Origin of the sequence: Jilunia laotingensis (assembly GCF_014385165.1) — a bacterium.
Lineage (GTDB): Bacteria > Bacteroidota > Bacteroidia > Bacteroidales > Bacteroidaceae > Bacteroides > Bacteroides laotingensis.
In genome coordinates, this window is record NZ_JACRTF010000001.1 from 2,790,688 (window position 1) to 2,810,918 (window position 20,231).

Sequence of the window (20,231 nt, forward strand, 5' to 3'; positions counted from 1 at the left end):
TAAATCAAACTTTTCCTGAAGAAATGAGACTTCAAATCTACTTAAAACAAGCTCTTTGTATCAAATTTATGAGTGTTTGCAACAATATTTATAGTCGCTGCCGGTTGATTGCATTATGTTTGCATCGACAAAACGCAATGTCAATCGTGATTTAAAATCTAATTATTAACTTTAAACTAATAAGTATGCCAAGAAACAATCTTCTTAGATTTAGCACATTTATTGCTCTTCTATTAGTGAGCATAACTTCGTTTGCTCAACAATTACTGGTTAAAGGTTCTGTACTTTCAAAAACCGATAATGAACCTATTATCGGTGCTACGGTTATGGAGAAAGGTACAAACAATGGTACTATCACCGATATTGATGGTAATTTCACACTTAAAGTAAGCAATCCGAAAGCTCAGGTGGAAGTTTCGTATGTCGGGTTTATCTCTCAATTATTGAATGCCGCTACTACGATGAGAATAATCATGGAAGAAGATACGCGGAATCTTGAAGAGATTGTGGTTGTAGGATATCAGACACAGCGTAAAGTAGATCTTACCGGTGCCGTTTCCGTGGTCGATATGAAACAACCCATCAGTGAATCCAATCCGAATGTTCTTAACTCTCTTCAAGGCAAAGTGGCAGGTGTACAGATCAGTACAGATGCGGCTCCCGGTGGGGGAGGGACTAAAATCAGAGTACGTGGTATGAGTACTGTGAATGGGAATGATCCCCTTTATATTATTGATGGCGTTCCTACTACGGAGAATCTTAATTCTTTGAGTAGTAATGACATCGAATCTATACAAGTATTGAAAGATGCTTCCTCTGCTTCTATTTATGGTTCACGGGCTGCCAATGGAGTTGTAGTCATTACAACTAAAAAAGGATCAGGCAATCGTATATCGGTAAATGTAGATATCTCAGGAAGTTTTCAAACTGTTGCCAAACAGTTTGAAATGCTGAATGCCCAGCAATGGGGAGAAGCCTATTGGACAGCCAATAAGAATGCAGGGTTGAAACCTAGTCATCCTTTTTATGGAGATGGCGATACACCGGTGTTGATAGAGTACCTTGATGATGCCCGAAAAGTGAAGGCTTCTGATACGGACTGGCAAGATGCGATTTACCGTTCAGCGTGGACGCAGAATTATGCAGCTAATGTAATGAACAGCGGAGAAAGAGGAACGATCATGTTTTCTGCCAACTATACCAATCAGGACGGTTTAATGGATTATACTTATTTTCAGCGTTTTTCAGCTCGTGTCAATTCTACTTACAAGATTTCGAAATATCTTTCAGTAGGCGAGAACCTCATGGTTGCCAAGTGGAATGATCTGGGATATACTACTCAAAACGACCGGGGTATTCCTTATGGAGCGATGCGGCAACATCCTGCAATTCCAGTAAAAGATAGTGATGGAAAATTTACTAATCCGCTATCGTTGGCGAATTCGGATATAGCCAATCCGGTTCATGAGTTGTATAATGGACGAGATAACTCAAATGAAAGCTGGCGAATTTTCGGGAATGCCTATTTGGAAATTTTTCCCGTTAAAGGATTAAGCTTGAAAAGTAATATCGGAATAGAACATGTACAATTCCTCAATCAGGCATTGAACCGTAAGGTTCAGGAATCCGACAAGAATAGTGTTTCACGGGCTTATGGTCAAGGAGATACTTGGACATGGACAAATACGGCAAATTATAATCTTAAATTGAATAACCACAATCTGACAATACTTGCCGGTACAGAAGCTATATCTTATAAGTATCAAGGGTTGTCCGCCTATCGCGATACCTATAAATTTGAGGATGACCATTATATGGTAATCGATGCTGGAGAAGGCACACAGACAAATGGTGGTGGTAAGTCTGCATGGGCTTTATTCTCTTTGTTTGCAAAGGCGGATTACAATTGGAACGACAGATATTTATTGTCGGCTACCATTCGCCGGGATGCGACATCCCGATTGTATAAAGACAATAACTCCGGTGTATTTCCTGCTTTCTCCGCTGCGTGGAGAATTTCGGAAGAGGAGTTTATGCCGGAATCGGATATTCTGACGAATGCAAAGATCCGTTTCGGCTGGGGACAGACCGGTAATTCCGCTATAGATAATAATTATGCTTCTTATAGCACTTATCGCTATGATGTTGGAAATGGTGCTTATGATTTAAACGGTAGCGGAAACAAAACTTTGGCAGGTATCATCGTTGCTACTTCCGGCAATAGAAACTTGAAATGGGAAACTACCACGCAAACGAATATCGGGTTGGATTTTGGATTCTTCAACAACTCTTTGAATATGAGTTTTGATTATTATCTGAAGAACACAAAAGATGTGCTTACAATTCCTCCTACACTTTCTGTTGCAGGCGAAAATGCTTCTATGTGGACTAATACGGGATCGGTTAAGAATCGTGGATTCGAATGGATGATTGATTATCGTAGTGCTAAATATGGTGACTTTTCATGGGGCGGTACGTTGAACCTTTCCCGTTACAAGAATAAAGTCGAAAAGTTAAATAATCTAGTGAAGTTCATAGGTGGTGATTATCGTCTGATGGAAGGTCAGCCGATGGGAGTATACTATGGGTATGTCGTAGACGGAATTTTTCAAAATGATGATGAAGTTCGCAATCATGCCGACCAACAGGGAAAAGGAGTAGGTCGATTGAAATATCGGGATATGGATGGTAACGGAGTCGTAGATGATAAAGATCAATGTGTGATTGGTGATCCGAATCCTGACTTTTCTTTAGGTTTGAGTTTGGACTTCAGTTATAAACGCTTTACGTTAAGTGCATTCTTTACTGGTGATTTTGGGTTTGATATCTATAATACCACAAAGCGTCAGCTGGATTTCATGACTTATGGCGGGACAAGTACGAATCGGGGTGTTTCGGTACTCGATGCATGGACTCCCACCCATACAAATACGTCGGTACCCGCATTGACTGTTACAGATAATAATAATGAAGGTCGTATGTCTACATATTATGTGGAAGACGGTTCTTATCTGAAACTGAAATATGTTAAACTGAAATATGATTTTCCATCTGAATGGCTGAAGAAGTTTGGTGCTTCCGGGTTGAGTATCTTCGGGCAAGTTGAAAATCTGTTTACGATTACCAATTATTCAGGACTTGATCCGGAACTTCCTCTCGGTGATTACGGAGCCCGTGTGGACACTGCTCCTTATCCAATCGCACGTACTTTCTCAATGGGTGTGAACCTGAAATTTTAATCTATAAACTATAAAACGCAACAGATTATGAAATTAAATTATAAAATAGCAACTCTTGCATTTTCATGTGCGGTAACATTCTCTTCTTGTGCAGATTTTCTGGATGAGAAACCTTATGGGCAATTTACTTCGGATCAGATTGACGACACCTCGATTGAAGGTCTTATGGCAGCCGCTTATGCTGGATTGGAAGCTCATTTCTTTGGAAACAATGAATCGTTTACCGCTCCTGTTTCCAATTGGGTGTTCGATGTACGTTCGGATGATGCCTATAAAGGAGGAGGTGGTGTCAGCATGGAGGCGTCTATTCATCAATTGGAAATATCCAACCTGACCAGTGACAATCCTACCGGTGTGAATAAATGGAAAAATAACTATTATGCTATTTCACGCGTGCATAAAGCCATGCGGGCTGTGAATGATGCAAAGATAGATAATAAAGCTCCTTTACTTGCCGAACTTCGGTTGTTACGTGGACATTTTTATTTTGACTTGATTCGCATATTCGAGCGGATTCCTTATCTCACAGAAGACAGTGATCCGAATACGACCACATCTTCCGAGTTTACCCGTACTGAGATTTTTGATAAAATTAAAAAGGATTTCCAGTATGCATGGGAAAATCTTCCTGAATCCCAGGAACAGCCGGGACGCTTTAATAAGTATGTAGCTGCTGCTTATATGGCAAAACTCGCTGTAGAAACCAAAGATTGGAGTACAGCTATCGAATTTGCCGATTATGTAATAGGAAGTCATAAATATGAACTTTATGACAATTACTTGGACATGTCGAAGATCGAGTTCAATAACATGAAAGAGTCTGTCATGGCCGTACAATTCTCGACAGCAAATGATAATGCGCATATAAATTGGGGAAGCTTATTGAATACTACTTATTCTGACGGTAATCTTTTTGGTAGCGGTGATGATTTCTTTTTGGGCAGCCAAAATCTCGTAAATGCTTTTCGCACCGATGAAAAAGGATTGCCTTATCTGGATGATTTTAATTCTGTTAATGTTGGTCCGACTTACATGGGTAATATCGATCCTCGCCTTGATTTTACGGTGGGACGTATCGGTGTACCTTTCCGTGGATATACTTATAACGAAAAATGGTGCCGTGCCTATGATATCTATGGAGAGTATTCCGGAAAAAAAGGGTTGATCGATCCAAACTCGTCTGAAATGGTTCAGGGATTCCCTTGGGGAGCTTCCAGCCTGAATTATTGCATCATTCGTTATGCCGATGTACTTCTATGGAAAGCTGAGTCTTTGATAGAGTCTAACCAGAATTTGGATGAGGCGCGTAAGATTATCAATGATATTCGTGCCAAAGCTAAAAGAAGTGTAGATGCAACCTATTCTCCGGTAGATGTCGATCCGATGCAAAACAGCTATAAAGTAGAGGGGTATCCTGAGACTGGATGGAATCAGGAATATGCACGTAAGGCATTGCGTATGGAACGTCGTCTGGAATTGGCAATGGAAGGTCATCGTTGGTTCGATCTGGTTCGTTGGGGAGAAGCGGTAAATGTTATTAATAAGTATATGCGTGAAGAAGAAAGTTTACGTCCTTACTACAAAGATGCTACGATTACGCAGGATGAAATTTACTTGCCTATTCCTAAAGATGAGGTCGAAAATTCAGGCGGTTTATATGATTAACTTAGTTTTACTTAATGGAAAATAGAATCAACAACATGAAAACATATTTATATTTATTGATCACATCTTTGCTTATCGTTGTTTCATCATGCAGTGATGTGGAGTATGCTTCTGCACCGGAAATGGCTAAAGTCAGTAATTTGCAATGTGCAGTGGATGGACGGAATGTGATTTTATCATGGACAATGCCCGCTCAGGCTGAGGTGGCAGGTGTGAATATTCAGTGTAATAATGATGCTCCTGTTATATTGGAAGGGGTTGTGAATACTTATACATTTGAACGAGTGGCTTTAAATAAAGAGTTGGCTTTCACGGTGAAGGTGAATTATACGGATGGTAAGGTATCCGAAGGTGAAACTGTCCGGACGACTGTGGAAGGTATGGCAACCGGAAAGGTCGGTTATTTAATAGCCTATGATAAACCGGAGGATATAGAGGATGATGACGAACAAGCTTCCGCCCGATGGTTTCAGGCGAATTATCCGACTGGAGAAATATTGACACCTTCCATGATAACTTCTATAGATTTATCAGAGTTTGCCGTTATTTGGATACATATAGATCGCGTTGGCATTGGACTGGGATGGGATCGTTTGCCTGCTACATTGATTTCTGATGAAGTAATGGCGGCTTTGGTTCAATATTATAAAGAAGGAGGAAATTTATTCCTTTGTAATCATGCTACCCAATTGATACTGCCTTTAGGCAGATTGGCGGATAATCGTGCGCCGGGTATTTTCGGTGACGGTGAAGGAGGAACGGGTGATGACATATGGACGATAAATGCAAATATCGGTTTACAATATGATCGTAGCACTCATGCAGCTTTTCAAGGTATGTCCATCTCCAATCAATATGACGATCATGAATCTTTCCCGTTGATCGGACCAGGACAACGTGAAGATCATAACTGTATGTGGGACTTGAATTCTTTCGATTTCCCTGCGCTTTATCCCGATGCGGAGAATATTGTGAAAGCTTTTGAAATGGAGAATGAAGCTGTTGTACTGGCAACTTGGGGACATGTGGTTGACTGGTGTTGTGCCGGTATGGTCGAGTTTAATCCTACGGAAGAGTACAAAGGTCGCTGTATTGCAATCGGGCTTGCGGCTTATGAGTGGAATCAGAATACTGGTATTAACGCTTATCAGTCGAACCTTGAATTAATGACGAATAATATCCTGACTTATTTGCAGGAATAATTCATTGGTTATTTTAGCGCAAAGGAGACTCATCGTACACTTTGCGCTAAACTTTTCTCTTCAATAAAACAGTTACTATGGCAGAAAATAAAAATATAATTAAGAGTGTCTTGCTATTTCTGGCAGGAAGCTTCATCGGGGTATTTACCGGATTTGCACAGTTGGTAAGTCATTTTCCTATGGAACTTGAAGGCGATAAAATTGTGGATAGTCAGACGGGGAAATCGTTTTTAGTGAATAGCAATCTTGCACCGGAACAGGTTGACGGGGCAGAAGGAAAAGCGTTGCGTCTAGATGGTTATTCTACTTATGTGGCAGCAAATATTGATGTGGCAAAACTCAGTACGAAAAGCCTCACGTTTTCTTTATGGTGTGCCATGGAAACCTATCCGATGATGAACAATGACGAGGCTGTCAATACTTCGACCTATCTTGCCGGAAATATGGATGAAGGCAATAAAAGTGGATTTGCCTTTTTGCTAAGTTCTCAGGGAGATTATTCTTTTGACTTTTATGTCAGTGGTTGGAAAGTGACATGTAAGGCAAATGAAAAATTGGAGAAATATGTATGGAATCATCTGATGGCAGTGGTGGATGTAAACAAGAAAGAAGTAAGTATTTACCGTAATTCAGAGCTGGTCGGTTCGGCATCCATACGTCTGGATGGGGAAATAACGGTCGGTGGAGAAAGTTTTATAATTGGAAAATCCTTTAGTGACATAAAATCAGGACCGTTCTTGCTTAACACGATTAACGGATTGATAGATGATATACGGATTTATAATACAGCGTTGTCAGTTAGCGAATCGGGGTATAAAACTCCGGAACATGAAGCCGATCTGTCCATTCCGGAATCCCGTTTTGAAAATGATATACTTCGCCCTGTTTTTCATGGTATGCCGGGTGGCAACTGGACAAATGAACCTCATGGATTGGTGTTTCAGGATGGAAAATACCATTTGTTTTTCCAGAAAAATGCGAATGGCCCCTACTGGGGCAGACTTCATTGGGGGCATATTACCAGCGAGAATCTTTATGATTGGAAAGAGGATAAAATAGCTCTGTCTCCATCTGCCGACTACGACTGGAAGGGATGTTGGTCGGGTTGTGTGTTCAATGATGCCGTATTGACGGGTGGCGAACCACATCTGTTTTATACAGCGGTTGATAATGCTAAAGCAACCATAGCCGAAGCTTATCCGGTAGACGGACAACTGACGGACTGGATGAAAGTTAATCATAATCCTATTATTCCCGGAAAACCAGTGGGATTAAGTGATGATTTTCGTGATCCTTATATATTTTCTGCCAATGGTGAGTTTTATATGATCGTAGGTACCAGTAGTGATGGAATTGGTGCGGCTACATTGCATCGTTACGATAAGGCAACAAAGAACTGGAGTAATGACGGCAGTCTTTTTTTCAAAGGACGAAATGCCTCTATTTCGGGTACTTTCTGGGAAATGCCCGTAATTGTGCCCATGAACGATGGAAAATGGTTGTTTATGGCTACTCCTCTCGGAAGTCGTCAGGGGGTGGAAGTGCTGTATTGGGTGGGTACTATTGGAAATGACGGAACATTTACCCCTCTTCCTGCTTATCAGAATGAACCCCGTGAAATGGAACTCAGTGGGATGGGAAAGGATGGATACGGATTGCTTTCTCCATCTTTATATCAGATAGAGGTCGGTAAGTATGCAGCTATCGGGATTGTTCCGGATAAGCTGAGTTCCGAAGCAAATTATACGTTGGGTTGGGCACATACTTTTAGTTTGCCACGTGAACTGACGTTGGACGAAAATAATCAGTTATCACAGAAACCTTATGGCGGGCTTTCTAAATTGAGAACCAAAACGACTCATTCTGCCACTGATTTTGATTTGAACGGAACGCGGGAACTTACTCCTGTGGTGGGTAGATGTCTTGAAGCGCAAGCCTCTTTCAAAGTTAATTCGATTAGTAAGGTTGGCTTTCGTTTCTTTAAAAAGGATGATAAAGCAGTGGAAGTTTATTATAACCCTTTATTAAATAAGGTGGTTGTCGATGCACGTACAATAGATCGTCTAAAGAATGATGAAGGTTCTTTCGACGGACTGTATGAATCGATTCTTCCGGCAAAAGTAGCTGTTGGAAGTGAATTCAATCTTCATGTTTATGTCGACCACTCTATTATGGACATATTTATTAATGAAAAGTGGGCATTTTCAGTACGCTTGTTTCCTACCGATCCGGTGGCAACAGGAGTTGAAGTCTTTAGTGATGGCGGGAATACGACATTCAGTAGTTTGAATGCTTGGATACTTGATCCTAAAAACAAAGGGGATGTCGGCATAATGGATGTAGATACGGTGGATATTGAACTGAAAGTTATCGGATCTGTCCTGAAATATGGAAATCTACCAGTGGATGCAGTACTTTCATTTTATGACTTTTCCGGGCGAATGCTTGCCCGGAATCGCGTGACGGATTCAAACGGAACTATACAACTTCCCTTCTCAGGAAGCTGTATAGTTCACGTAATTGGCTCCGGAGTCAATTACAGCGAGAAAATTACAGTAAATAACTAAGAGGATGTAACGGATGTCATATCAATTGTAACAAAACTTATAGTTGCTCTGATGAGAGGCATCTATCTTTGCACCTGTGGAATGTATAAAATCTTAATACCAACTAAGAACATGATTCATTTTAAAAACTCTTGGCAGAACCTTGGAAGAACACTTTCCTTATATATAGTAGGAGTAACGACTATCGTATTTTCCTGCCAGGCTGTAAACCCTCCTTTCGTGATAAAACATTTAGGCGATGGACAGAGCATTGTCCAGATTGACGAGCAGAAAAAGTATCTGCTGTTGCCGGTAGAAGAAGTTTCTCCCGAAGCAAAATTGTATATGATTGCTGATAACGATGTGGTACGGAATATGAATGTCCGTCTGGCTATTAATAAGGTGGACTACTTTGTTCCGGTCGACTTGACCGGATTCGATAAAAAGCACCTCTCTTTCAATTTTCAATTGATACCCGATTCGGCCATATGTTGGAACGAGATGAAGCTTTCCGATACGTTCGATGTCTCCAACCGGGAGATGTTTCGTCCGGTTTATCATTTCACCCCGGCCTACGGATGGATGAATGATCCTAACGGTATGGTCTACAAAGACGGAATTTATCACCTGTTTTATCAGTATAATCCTTATGGCTCCATGTGGGGCAATATGCATTGGGGACATGCGACGAGTCGTGACCTTGTGTCGTGGGAACATCAACCGGTTGCCATTGCGCCGGATGCATTGGGAACCATTTTCAGTGGCTCGTGCGTGGTGGACAAAGATAATACGGCAGGTTTCGGTGCAGGAGCTATTGTGGCTTTCTATACATCAGCGAGCGACCGTCAAGTGCAGAGCATGGCGTATAGCTTGGATAATGGAAAGACTTTCAGGAAATATGCCCGCAACCCGATATTGACTTCCACTCAACGTGACTTCCGTGATCCGAAAGTGTTGTGGCATGAAGCTTCGGGAAGATGGATTATGATCTTGGCGGTAGGGCAGGAGATGCAAATCTATTCTTCTCCCAATCTGAAGGATTGGACAATGGAGAGTAAATTCGGTGAAGGCCAGGGAGCGCATGGTGGTGTGTGGGAATGTCCCGACTTGATCGAACTTCCTATCGAAGGCACGGAACTGAAAAAATGGGTGTTGATTTGTAATCTCAATCCCGGAGGCCCGTTCGGTGGAAGTGCCACTCAGTACTTTGTCGGCACGTTTGACGGAAAGAAATTTGTGAATGAATCGCCAGCCCTTACCAAATGGATGGATTGGGGGAAAGATCATTATGCTACCGTCACCTGGAGCAATGCGCCCGAAGGTCGTCATATTGCGCTTGCATGGATGAGTAACTGGCAGTATGCCAATAATGTTCCGACACAACAGTACCGTAGCGGTAATTCCGTTCCACGTGACCTTTCACTATATACTTCCAAGGGAGAAACCTATGTGAAATGTACCCCTTCCCGTGAGTTGCTGAAGCTACGTGATAAAGGTACAAAAAAACGCTCTTTTAAAGTAGACCGTTCATACAATCTTGACCGGCTTCTTTCTGACAACACAGGTACTTATGAGATAGAGATGACCTTCAAAAACAAGAATGCGGAAATCATCGGTTTCCAGCTTTTCAACTCCAAAGGAGAAGAGGTGGAGATATATTACAATCTGGTTGACAAGCAGTTTGCCATGGATCGTACGAAAAGCGGAGACGTTTCTTTCAGCAAGGATTTTCCGGCAGTTACACTAGCTCCGATAGAGGGCAAGGACGAGATGAAGTTGCGGCTTCTCATTGATAAATCGAGTATCGAGGCCTTTGGTGACGATGGACGTTTCTCCATGACAAACCTTGTTTTCCCTTCGGAACCTTATAATCGCATCAGTTTTTATGCCAAAGGCGGAAGCTACAACATAACATCATTCACTGTATACAATTTAAAAACTAATTAATAACATGAACCACACTAAAAACGCTCCATTAACAAAACTCATCCCGGTGATGCTTTGCTTCTTTGCCATGGGATTTGTCGATTTAGTAGGCATTGCCTCCAACTATGTGAAAGCCGATCTGAACCTTACGGATGCTCAGGCTAACATCTTCCCTTCACTTGTATTCTTTTGGTTCCTCATCTTCTCCGTCCCTACGGGTATGCTGATGAACCGTATCGGGCGTAAAAAGACGGTGCTTCTCAGTCTGGTCATCACTTTTGCATCCTTGTTGTTGCCGATTTTTGGTGATAGTTATATGCTGATGCTTGTTTCGTTCTCATTGCTCGGGATTGGAAATGCTTTGATGCAAACATCACTCAATCCGTTGCTTTCCAATATCGTCAATGGTGACAAGCTTGCCAGTAGTCTTACTTTCGGTCAGTTTATAAAAGCCATTGCTTCTTTCCTTGCACCGTATATTGCCATGTGGGGAGCGACGCAGGTTCTTCCGTCATTCGGGCTTGGTTGGCGCGTACTTTTCCCTATCTATATGATTATTTCGGTTGTTGCTATTTTGTTGCTGAATGCCACCCGGATTACCGAAGAACCGGAAGAAGGAAAACCATCTACATTCGGAGAATGCCTTGCGTTGCTCGGCAAACCTTTTATCCTGCTTTCGTTTATCGGTATTATGTGCCATGTCGGTATTGATGTCGGCACAAATACTACTGCACCGAAGATTCTTATCGAGCGTCTTGGCATGACACTTGCCGAGGCAGGATTTGCCACGAGCCTTTATTTCATCTTTCGTACTGCCGGCTGCTTTCTCGGTTCGTTTATCTTACGGAAAATGTCTTCCAAAATCTTCTTTGCTATTAGTGTCTTGTGCATGTTGTTGGCTATGGTTGGATTGTTCATATTCAATGACTTGATGATGATTTATGTATGTATTGCTTTGATCGGTTTTGGAAATTCCAATGTGTTTTCCATTATCTTCTCGCAGGCATTGCTTGCTATGCCGCAGAAGAAGAATGAAGTTTCCGGTCTGTTGATTATGGGGCTTTTCGGAGGCACCATCTTTCCGTTGGCAATGGGCGTAGCCAGTGATGCTATCGGGCAGAGCGGTGCTGTAGCCGTGATGACGGTCGGAGTCATATACCTTCTTTTCTATACGCTCCGTATTAAGAAATAATTTATATCATAATCCGTTTTTAATATAAACAGTAAATTGAATTTATGAATAACATAATCGTAGGAATGGGGGAGGCACTTTGGGATGTGCTTCCCGAAGGAAAGAAAATAGGGGGTGCCCCGGCGAACTTCGCCTATCATGTATCGCAGTTCGGTTTTGACAGTCGTGTGGTCAGTGCCGTTGGTAATGATAAGTTGGGGGATGAAATCCTGCAGGTATTCGATGGAAAGCAGTTGAAATATCAATTGCCGAAAGTAAACTATCCCACTGGAACTGTCCAAGTCGCCTTGGATAATCAAGGAGTACCTTGTTATGATATAAAAGAAAATGTTGCTTGGGATAATATTCCTTTTACGGACGAACTCAAGCGTTTGGCACTCAGTACCCGTGCCGTTTGCTTCGGATCGTTGGCCCAACGCAATGAAGTGAGCCGGACTACCATCAATCGTTTTCTGGATACGATGCCCGACATGGAAGGACAGCTGAAGATATTCGATATCAATCTTCGTCAGGGATTTTATACCAAAGAGATCATTCGTGAGTCCTGCCGTCGTTGTAATGTTCTGAAGATAAATGATGAAGAATTGGTTGTTATCAGCCGTCTTTTCGGATATCCCGGCATTGATTTGCAGGATAAATGTTGGATTCTCCTTGCCAAGTACAACCTGAAAATGTTGATATTGACTTGCGGCACGAATGGCAGCTATGTGTTTACTCCGGGTGTGATTTCCTATCAGGAAACACCGAAAGTGCCTGTAGCCGATACGGTGGGGGCCGGTGACTCCTTTACAGCTACCTTTACCGCTTCGCTTTTGAAGGGAAAGAGTATTCCTGAAGCCCATAAGCTGGCAGTTGAAGTGTCGGCATATGTTTGTACGCAGAGCGGTGCTATGCCTGTGTTGCCGGAGACATTGAAGGAGAGGTTATAATAATGAGGATATTCTTGAAACCTCTTCTATATTTTATCGGTTTCCATGACATAGTGTGAATCAGAGGATGAACTCACTTGCAAATTCAGCAAGTGAGTTCATCCTCTGATTTCTATATCTTAATCACTTATTTTATATTCCATTTCTGTGCCAGTTCCTGTAAACCCGATACTTCTATAATAATCTATCAATGCTGGGTTTCCTGAGGCCGCGGTGATGAAAATCTTCTTAAAACCTTTGTCTTTTGCAATACTAATGACGTACTCAATCGTAGCCTTGCCTGCCCCCTTTTGATTGGCGGCAATATCATCTATAAGCATACTGTTCGTCCGAATGGTCACTCTTGTGACGCATACAACTTTTTCTGTTGTACTCTCCATTGCTGCTATAAAGAGGGCACTTCCACGCGCAAGTTTAGAGGTGGGCGTGATAATTTCATCCTGAGTTACCCAACGAGAAACATCATTAAGTGTCTGTTTTGCTATATCGACAATATCTTCATAGTGTAAGTTATCTGAAGCGATATTAAAAATAAATCTATTATACAAATCTTCTCTCAGTGAGGAATTTTCACCAATTACATATGTTAGCATATCTTATTTATATATTCTCCTACTCTCTTTATTATTTGGCTTTTCGGAATCCACCTTTGGTAAACCTACGGAGCAAATATATTGATTCATTCCAAATGGGGGCTAACTTGTTTTACAAACTACGTGTTTTCTTTATATATATAGCTTTTGAGGAGTTAGTAATTGGGATTTCAATTATGAATAGCCGTTGAACTATGTAGCGCATAGAAAAGGAAAAACAGATTGAGAATGAAATTAAATAGAACGGAATAAAAGATTTTAGAAGGAAAACTTAAACAGACTTTTCTATACTCTGATTTATTGGAATGACATTAATCTTTTTTTATATCTAATCTTATCAATATGTAGCAATATGCTCTAATTTCCCTTTTATTACTAACCGATCCTTTTTATCAGATCGTTGAAATAGCACTCCAAAAAGCTGTTTTAGGGGTCAAAAGCGAATGAAAAAGGGATAAAATCACTATAAATGACGGGTGAAATAGCGATTGCCAACAGATAGAATACCCATTTTCATCGGATAAAGTATTAATCATCATCAGATGAAACAACCATTTCCAACAAATGAAGCATTCATTTCCATTAAAACGAGGCTAAATTTACTTGAAATGAGCTATAATTCCCGTTTCTTTTCTCTATTTCTCTTCTTTCGGTGAAGGTTTCTTTTGTGACGGAATGAGATGATAATTCTATGATATTTGTCATTTGGAAAGGACAGGGAAATAAGTGCTGTTTTATGTAACTCCTGTCTTTGTTTTATTATCAAAGTGGAAAACTGTGATTGCTCTACAATCCGTTTTTTCTCATCATATGTATCATCGCCCGGAATAACAATACTCATGACGAACGAGAGAAACAAAGTGTCAGAAAGACAAATCGACCTAGGGTCATTATATGCTTGATTCGACAGGATAGAATTTATAGACATGAATGCACTATTTGGATTCTCTGCTTTTTTATATTCGATGCCCAATTTAAAAGAAGGAAATTTTGCACATCTGTTGTTTTTCGCTTAAATTTGTAATTTATCGGAGACAACATCAATTGGATAATACCATGAAATACAACAGATTCTATGCTACAGGGATATTGATTTGGATATTACTTTTCCTGACTTTTCCCTTGCTTCCCCGTTTTTCAGGAACTGATTCACTAAATCCGGCCAAAGTGGAATTAATGTATTATCCGGTGGTTCATTCGAATAATAATATGCGTAAGATACAAGTTATAGATAACACAACAGAATAACAATTCATGAAAACTATATATTTGATTTCTCTCTTTTTACTTGTCTTTATGGCGGGATGCAAGAATGATGCACCGCGCTATGTCATCGGTGTGTCTCAGTGTAGCGATGACAGTTGGCGGCACAAGATGAATGGGGAGATAGAACGGGAAGCGATGTTTTACGATGGGGTAGCCGTGGAGATACGTTCTGCTCACGATGATAATGCAAAACAACGAGAGGACATCCGTTATTTCATCGATAAGAAGGTCGATTTGCTGATTGTAACGCCTAATGAGGCTGCTCCTATTACTCCGGTGGTGGAGGAGGCTTTTGATGAGGGGATACCTGTGATTGTCGTAGACCGGAAAATCCTTTCGGATAAGTATACCGCCTTTATGGGGGCGGATAATTATGAAATAGGCAGGGAAGTAGGTAAATACTTGGCGGCAAAGTTGGGAGGAAAAGGAAATGTCGTAGAACTAACAGGGCTGAGTGGCTCTACGCCTGCTATGGAACGGCACCAGGGATTCATGAGTGCCATCAGTGCTTATCCTGATATTCATCTGTTGGCCAAAGCCGATGCGGCATGGGAACGTGATCCGGGACGTGTCATTATGGATTCGCTTTTACGGATTTATCCTCGGATAGATGCTGTCTACTCGCATAACGACCGGATTGCACCCGGAGCATTTGAAGCGGCCGATCAGTTGGGACGGGCGGATGATATCGTATTTGTCGGGATCGATGCATTGCCGGGCAAAGGCAATGGAGTGGAATTGGTGTTGGACAGTGTGTTGGATGCCACTTTCATTTATCCTACCAACGGGGATAAGGTAGTGCAACTGGCTATGGATATTCTTAACATGCAACCCTTTCCGCGTGAGACGATTATGGAAACTGCGATTGTAGACCCGGTCAATGCTCCCGTGATGAAACTGCAAACAGCTCATATTGCTGACTTGGACAATAAGATAGAGACTTTGAACGGACGTATCGGTGGCTATCTGTCCCGGTATGCCACCCAGCAAGTCGTTCTTTACGGCAGCTTGCTCGTTCTATTGCTGGTAGCCGGATTGCTATTGGTGGTTTATAAGTCCCTCCGTTCAAAAAACAGGTTGAATATAGAGCTGTCGAAACAAAAGGCGCAGTTGGAAGAGCAGCGTGACCAGCTTTCCGAACAACGGGATCAACTCATACAACTGTCGCATCAGTTGGAAGAGGCTACCCATGCCAAACTGGTGTTTTTTACGAACATATCCCATGACTTTCGCACTCCGCTGACATTGGTAGCCGATCCGGTGGAGCAATTGCTTGCGGACAAATGTCTTTCCGGTGATCAGCATCGTTTGTTGCTGCTTGTCCAGCGCAACGTGAATATCCTGTTACGTCTTGTCAACCAGATTCTTGATTTCCGTAAGTATGAAAATGGGAAAATGGAGTATTCGCCTGTATCTGTAGACTTGCTGCAATGTTTTGAGAACTGGAATGAAGCTTTTCAAGCGGCCATACTTAAAAAGCACATCCATTTCTCATTTGAAAGCGAACCCCATACGGATTACCATACTTCAGCGGACATCGAAAAGTTGGAACGTATTTACTATAATCTCCTTTCCAATGCTTTTAAATTTACTCCGGAGAACGGAAAGGTGGCAGTGAGTCTTTCTCCTTTTGAAAAAGAGGGACAAGCGTTTTTCCGTTTTACGGTAGCCAATACCGGTAGTCTGATTTCTGCGGAACATATACGTAGTATTTTCGATCGTTTCTATAAGATAGACATGCATCACTCCGGATCGGGAATCGGTTTGGCGTTGGTGAAGGCATTTGTTGAAATTCATGGGGGCACGATTCGCGTAGAAAGCGATGAACGGCAAGGAACAGTGTTTACGGTAGAACTTCCGGCAAATAAAGGGCAGTCCGATATCGTTCCTCCTTCTTCGGAAGTGTCCATCCCCTCGAACTTACCGGCCGACTTGACGGAGGAGGAAGGAGAGATGGAGCAAGGGTATGATTCTAATCGGATGTCGGTGCTGATCATTGACGATAATGCGGATATACGTTCTTATATCCACGGCCTTTTAAGTGCAGAGTACGCTGTGATTGAAGCCGCTGATGGGGCGGAAGGTATTCGCAAGGCAATGAAGTTCGTGCCCGATCTTATCATTTCGGATGTCATGATGCCGGGGATAGACGGTATCGAGTGTTGCCGCCGCTTAAAGAGTGAGTTGCAGACTTGCCACATTCCCGTGATATTGCTGACGGCTTGCTCACTCGATGAACAACGTATTCAGGGGTATGACGGAGGTGCGGATTCATATATTTCCAAACCTTTCAATTCGCAGCTTCTGATGGCACGTATCCGGAATCTTATCGATTCGCATCAGCGCCTGAAACAGTTCTTTGGCGACAGGCAAACCTTGGCAAAAGAGGACATTTGTGAATTGGATAAAGATTTTGTCGAAAAGTTCAAGATGCTTGTTGAAGAGAGGATGGGCGATTCCGGTTTGAATGTGGAAGACTTGGGGAGAGAGATGGGATTGAGCCGTGTGCAGCTTTATCGGAAACTGAAATCGCTGACTAATTATGCCCCCAATGAATTACTACGCATGGCTCGCCTGAAAAGGGGAGCTTCGCTGTTGGCTTCTTCCGGTATGACAGTAGCGGAAATTGCATATGAGGTCGGGTTCACTTCTCCTTCTTATTTCACGAAGTGCTATAAAGAGCAGTTCGGAGAAAGTCCGACCGACTTTCTGAAACGAAAAGGAAAATAAACCAGCATATTGAATATAAATAAACTCTAATATTAGATACTTCATGAAGAAATTACTATCTCTGCCTCCGAATCTTGTAGATTGTTTCCATGAACTGGAAGGCGTGGAGGCTTCCGAATGGTTTTGTACTTCCGACCCCGTAGGTGCGAAGTTAGGTTCGGGAGGGGGAACGACTTGGCTATTGCAGGCCTGCCACGAATATGATGCTAATCAAGATTCTTTTTCCACTTGGTTGGGCAGTGAAAAACGAATCTTGCTCCATGCCGGGGGACAGAGCCGCAGACTGCCGGGGTATGCTCCTTCGGGCAAGATATTAACCCCGATACCTGTTTTTAGCTGGGAGAGAGGGCAGAAGCTTGGCCAGAATTTGCTTTCGTTGCAACTTCCTTTGTACGAAAGAATTATGAATATGGCTCCCGAGAAAGTGCATACGTTGATAGCCAGTGGAGATGTCTATATTCGTTCGGAAAAACCGTTGCAGGAGATTCCTGAAGCCGATGTGATTTGTTATGGACTTTGGGTGAACCCTTCATTGGCTACTCATCATGGCGTGTTTGTTTCCGACCGGAAGACTCCGGATGTACTCGACTTTATGTTACAAAAGCCTTCTCTTGCCGAACTGGAAGGATTGGCAAAGACACATCTTTTTCTGATGGATATCGGTATCTGGTTGCTAAGCGACCGTGCCGTGGAGTTGTTGATGAAACATTCCAGGAAGAAAGATTCCGGCAATATCACTTTTTATGATCTTTATTCGGACTATGGACTGGCACTGGGTAGCCAACCGAAAGTAAAAGATGAAGAATTGAACAGTCTTTCGGTTGCTATCTTGCCTTTACCGGGTGGGGAGTTTTATCATTATGGCACCAGCCGGGAATTGATATCCTCTACATTGGCTGTTCAGGAGAAAGTCCGCGATCAACGTCTCATCATGCATCGGAAAGTGAAGCCGAATCCGGCCATTTTCGTTCAAAACTCTTCCACCAATATTGCATTCTCAACTGCGAATGAAAACTTGTGGATTGAAAATAGCTATGTGGGTAAAGGCTGGCGGTTAGGTTCCCGGCAGATTATAACCGGAGTACCGGAAAATGATTGGAAGATTCGTTTACCGGACGGAATCTGCCTAGATGTGGTTCCTATGGGTGACAAAGGCTTTGTTGCGCGTCCTTACGGCTTGGATGATGTTTTCAAAGGTGATATATACGCGCCCCATACCAGTTTTACCGGGATACCTTTTGAAGAATGGATGTCACGGCGAAACATTACACGTGATGATATTCCAGGATGTACGGATGATTTACAGGCTGCATCTATTTTTCCTTTAACGGAATCGGTAGACGATCTTGGCGTGCTTCTCCGATGGATGACTTCGGAACCTGAACTGGTGGAAGGACGTATGTTATGGTTGAATGCTCAAAAAATCTCTGCGGATGAAATCTCTGCAAGTGCCAATTTGCAACGTTTGTATACACAGCGCGCTGCTTTTCGCCGGAACAATTGGAAAGCACTGTCTGCTAATTATGAGAAGAGTGTTTTTTATCAGCTTGATTTGGAAGATGCTGCACATGAATTTGTAAAACAGGGACTTGATACTCCGCGGGTTTTGCCGGAGGATGCATCGCAAATGTTGCAAATGCACAACCGTATGTTCCGGGCACGTATCATGGAACTGGAAGGTAAACCGGAGGCGAAGGAAGAGGGAAACGCTGCTTTCGACCTTTTACGTAACGGACTATTGGGAGAGGTTTGCAAGCAGAAATGTCAACCGAAGCTGAATGTTTATTCCGATCAGATTGTGTGGGGACGAAGTCCTGTGCGCATTGATGTTGCCGGAGGTTGGACGGATACTCCTCCCTATTCGCTTTATTCCGGTGGGAATGTCGTAAACCTGGCCATTGAGTTGAATGGGCAGCCTCCTTTGCAGGTGTATGTCAAGACATGCAAGGAACCGCATGTCGTGCTTCGTTCCATAGATATGGGGGCGATGGAAATTGTGAATACCTACGATGAGTTACAGGATTATTGTAAAATAGGTTCTCCTTTCTCCATTCCTAAAGCGGCTTTGGCTTTGGCAGGGTTCTTGCCGCAATTTTCTGAGGGAAGCTATGGTTCGTTAAGGGAACAATTAGAGGCTTTCGGTGCTGGAATAGAAGTCACTTTGCTTGCTGCCATACCTGCGGGATCAGGATTGGGTACAAGTTCCATTCTTGCCTCTACCGTGTTGGGTGCCATTAATGATTTTTGTGGTCTGGCATGGGATAAGAATGAAATATGCCGTTGCACGTTGGTTCTGGAACAACTGCTTACTACGGGTGGGGGTTGGCAAGATCAGTATGGTGGAGTCTTTTCCGGAGTGAAGTTGCTGCAAACGGAAGCCGGCTTTGACCAGACTCCATTGGTGCGTTGGTTGCCCGACCAACTTTTCACTGCCCCAGAGTACAGAGACTGCCATTTGTTGTACTACACCGGAATCACCCGTACTGCGAAAGGCATATTGGGAGAGATCGTTCGTTCCATGTTCCTCAATTCCGGTAAACACCTTGCCTTGCTTTCGGAGATGAAAGTCCATGCGATGGATATGAACGAGGCTATTCTACGTGGAAACTTCTCTGGTTATGGCAGACTAATAGGAAAAACCTGGTTGCAGAACAAAACGCTGGATACCGGAACGAATCCACTGGAAGTGGAGAGTATAATCCGCTTGATAGAAGATTATACACTGGGGCATAAGTTGCCTGGAGCAGGTGGTGGCGGTTATCTTTATATGGTGGCGAAAGATCCTCAGGCGGCTGTCTGCATCCGTCGTATATTAACGGAATATGCTCCTAATCCTCGGGCACGTTTTGTTGATATGACTTTATCGGATAAAGGATTGCAAGTGTCGAGGAGTTAGTACAAAACGGTATTGACAAAATAGCACCCTTACTACAGTTTGAACTG

Annotated in this window: 11 protein-coding genes; 10 read left to right on the forward strand and 1 reads right to left on the reverse strand. The window is 42.6% G+C overall.

Annotated features, from left to right (window positions below; translation table 11 throughout):
* Positions 1 to 185: 185 nt before the first annotated feature.
* From H8744_RS10645 to H8744_RS10675, 7 genes are all read left to right on the forward strand, one after another.
* Positions 186 to 3,239, forward strand: coding sequence for a SusC/RagA family TonB-linked outer membrane protein (locus H8744_RS10645; RefSeq protein ID WP_262434795.1), 3,054 nt, complete (start codon positions 186 to 188; stop codon positions 3,237 to 3,239).
* 27 nt (positions 3,240 to 3,266) lie between these two features.
* Positions 3,267 to 4,904, forward strand: a complete 1,638-nt coding sequence (locus H8744_RS10650; protein ID WP_262434796.1) for a RagB/SusD family nutrient uptake outer membrane protein — start codon at positions 3,267 to 3,269, stop codon at positions 4,902 to 4,904.
* 35 nt (positions 4,905 to 4,939) lie between these two features.
* The gene (locus H8744_RS10655; RefSeq protein WP_262434797.1) at positions 4,940 to 6,106 is read left to right on the forward strand and encodes a DUF4960 domain-containing protein; all 1,167 of its coding nucleotides are present in this window, start codon (positions 4,940 to 4,942) and stop codon (positions 6,104 to 6,106) included.
* A gap of 77 nt (positions 6,107 to 6,183) precedes the next feature.
* On the forward strand, positions 6,184 to 8,673 hold the full coding sequence (locus H8744_RS10660; RefSeq protein WP_262434798.1) for a LamG-like jellyroll fold domain-containing protein: 2,490 nt from the start codon (positions 6,184 to 6,186) through the stop codon (positions 8,671 to 8,673).
* A gap of 111 nt (positions 8,674 to 8,784) precedes the next feature.
* Positions 8,785 to 10,599, forward strand: a complete 1,815-nt coding sequence (locus tag H8744_RS10665) for a glycoside hydrolase family 32 protein (RefSeq protein ID WP_262434799.1) — start codon at positions 8,785 to 8,787, stop codon at positions 10,597 to 10,599.
* 4 nt (positions 10,600 to 10,603) lie between these two features.
* Positions 10,604 to 11,770, forward strand: coding sequence for an MFS transporter (locus H8744_RS10670; RefSeq protein ID WP_262434800.1), 1,167 nt, complete (start codon positions 10,604 to 10,606; stop codon positions 11,768 to 11,770).
* 44 nt (positions 11,771 to 11,814) lie between these two features.
* Positions 11,815 to 12,699: a carbohydrate kinase family protein gene (locus H8744_RS10675; protein ID WP_262434801.1), complete on the forward strand. Its 885-nt coding sequence runs from the start codon at positions 11,815 to 11,817 to the stop codon at positions 12,697 to 12,699.
* A 119-nt stretch (positions 12,700 to 12,818) separates the two neighbouring features.
* Here H8744_RS10675 and H8744_RS10680 read toward each other — a convergent pair whose 3' ends face one another.
* Positions 12,819 to 13,292 carry a GNAT family N-acetyltransferase gene (locus H8744_RS10680; protein ID WP_262434802.1) on the reverse strand — a complete coding sequence of 158 codons (474 nt, stop codon included), beginning with the start codon at positions 13,290 to 13,292 and terminating at the stop codon, positions 12,819 to 12,821.
* Positions 13,293 to 14,348: 1,056 nt separating this feature from the next.
* Here H8744_RS10680 and H8744_RS10685 point away from each other — a divergent pair.
* Genes H8744_RS10685 through H8744_RS10695 form a run of 3 tightly spaced genes read left to right on the forward strand, consistent with a single transcriptional unit; the run spans position 14,349 to position 20,184 of the window.
* The gene (locus tag H8744_RS10685) at positions 14,349 to 14,540 is read left to right on the forward strand and encodes a hypothetical protein (protein ID WP_262434803.1); all 192 of its coding nucleotides are present in this window, start codon (positions 14,349 to 14,351) and stop codon (positions 14,538 to 14,540) included.
* A 48-nt stretch (positions 14,541 to 14,588) separates the two neighbouring features.
* The gene (locus H8744_RS10690) at positions 14,589 to 17,288 is read left to right on the forward strand and encodes a hybrid sensor histidine kinase/response regulator transcription factor (protein WP_439649380.1); all 2,700 of its coding nucleotides are present in this window, start codon (positions 14,589 to 14,591) and stop codon (positions 17,286 to 17,288) included.
* Between the two features lie 43 nt (positions 17,289 to 17,331).
* Complete coding sequence (locus tag H8744_RS10695) at positions 17,332 to 20,184, forward strand: bifunctional fucokinase/fucose-1-phosphate guanylyltransferase (RefSeq protein ID WP_262434805.1); 2,853 nt, start codon at positions 17,332 to 17,334, stop codon at positions 20,182 to 20,184.
* Positions 20,185 to 20,231 lie beyond the last annotated feature (47 nt).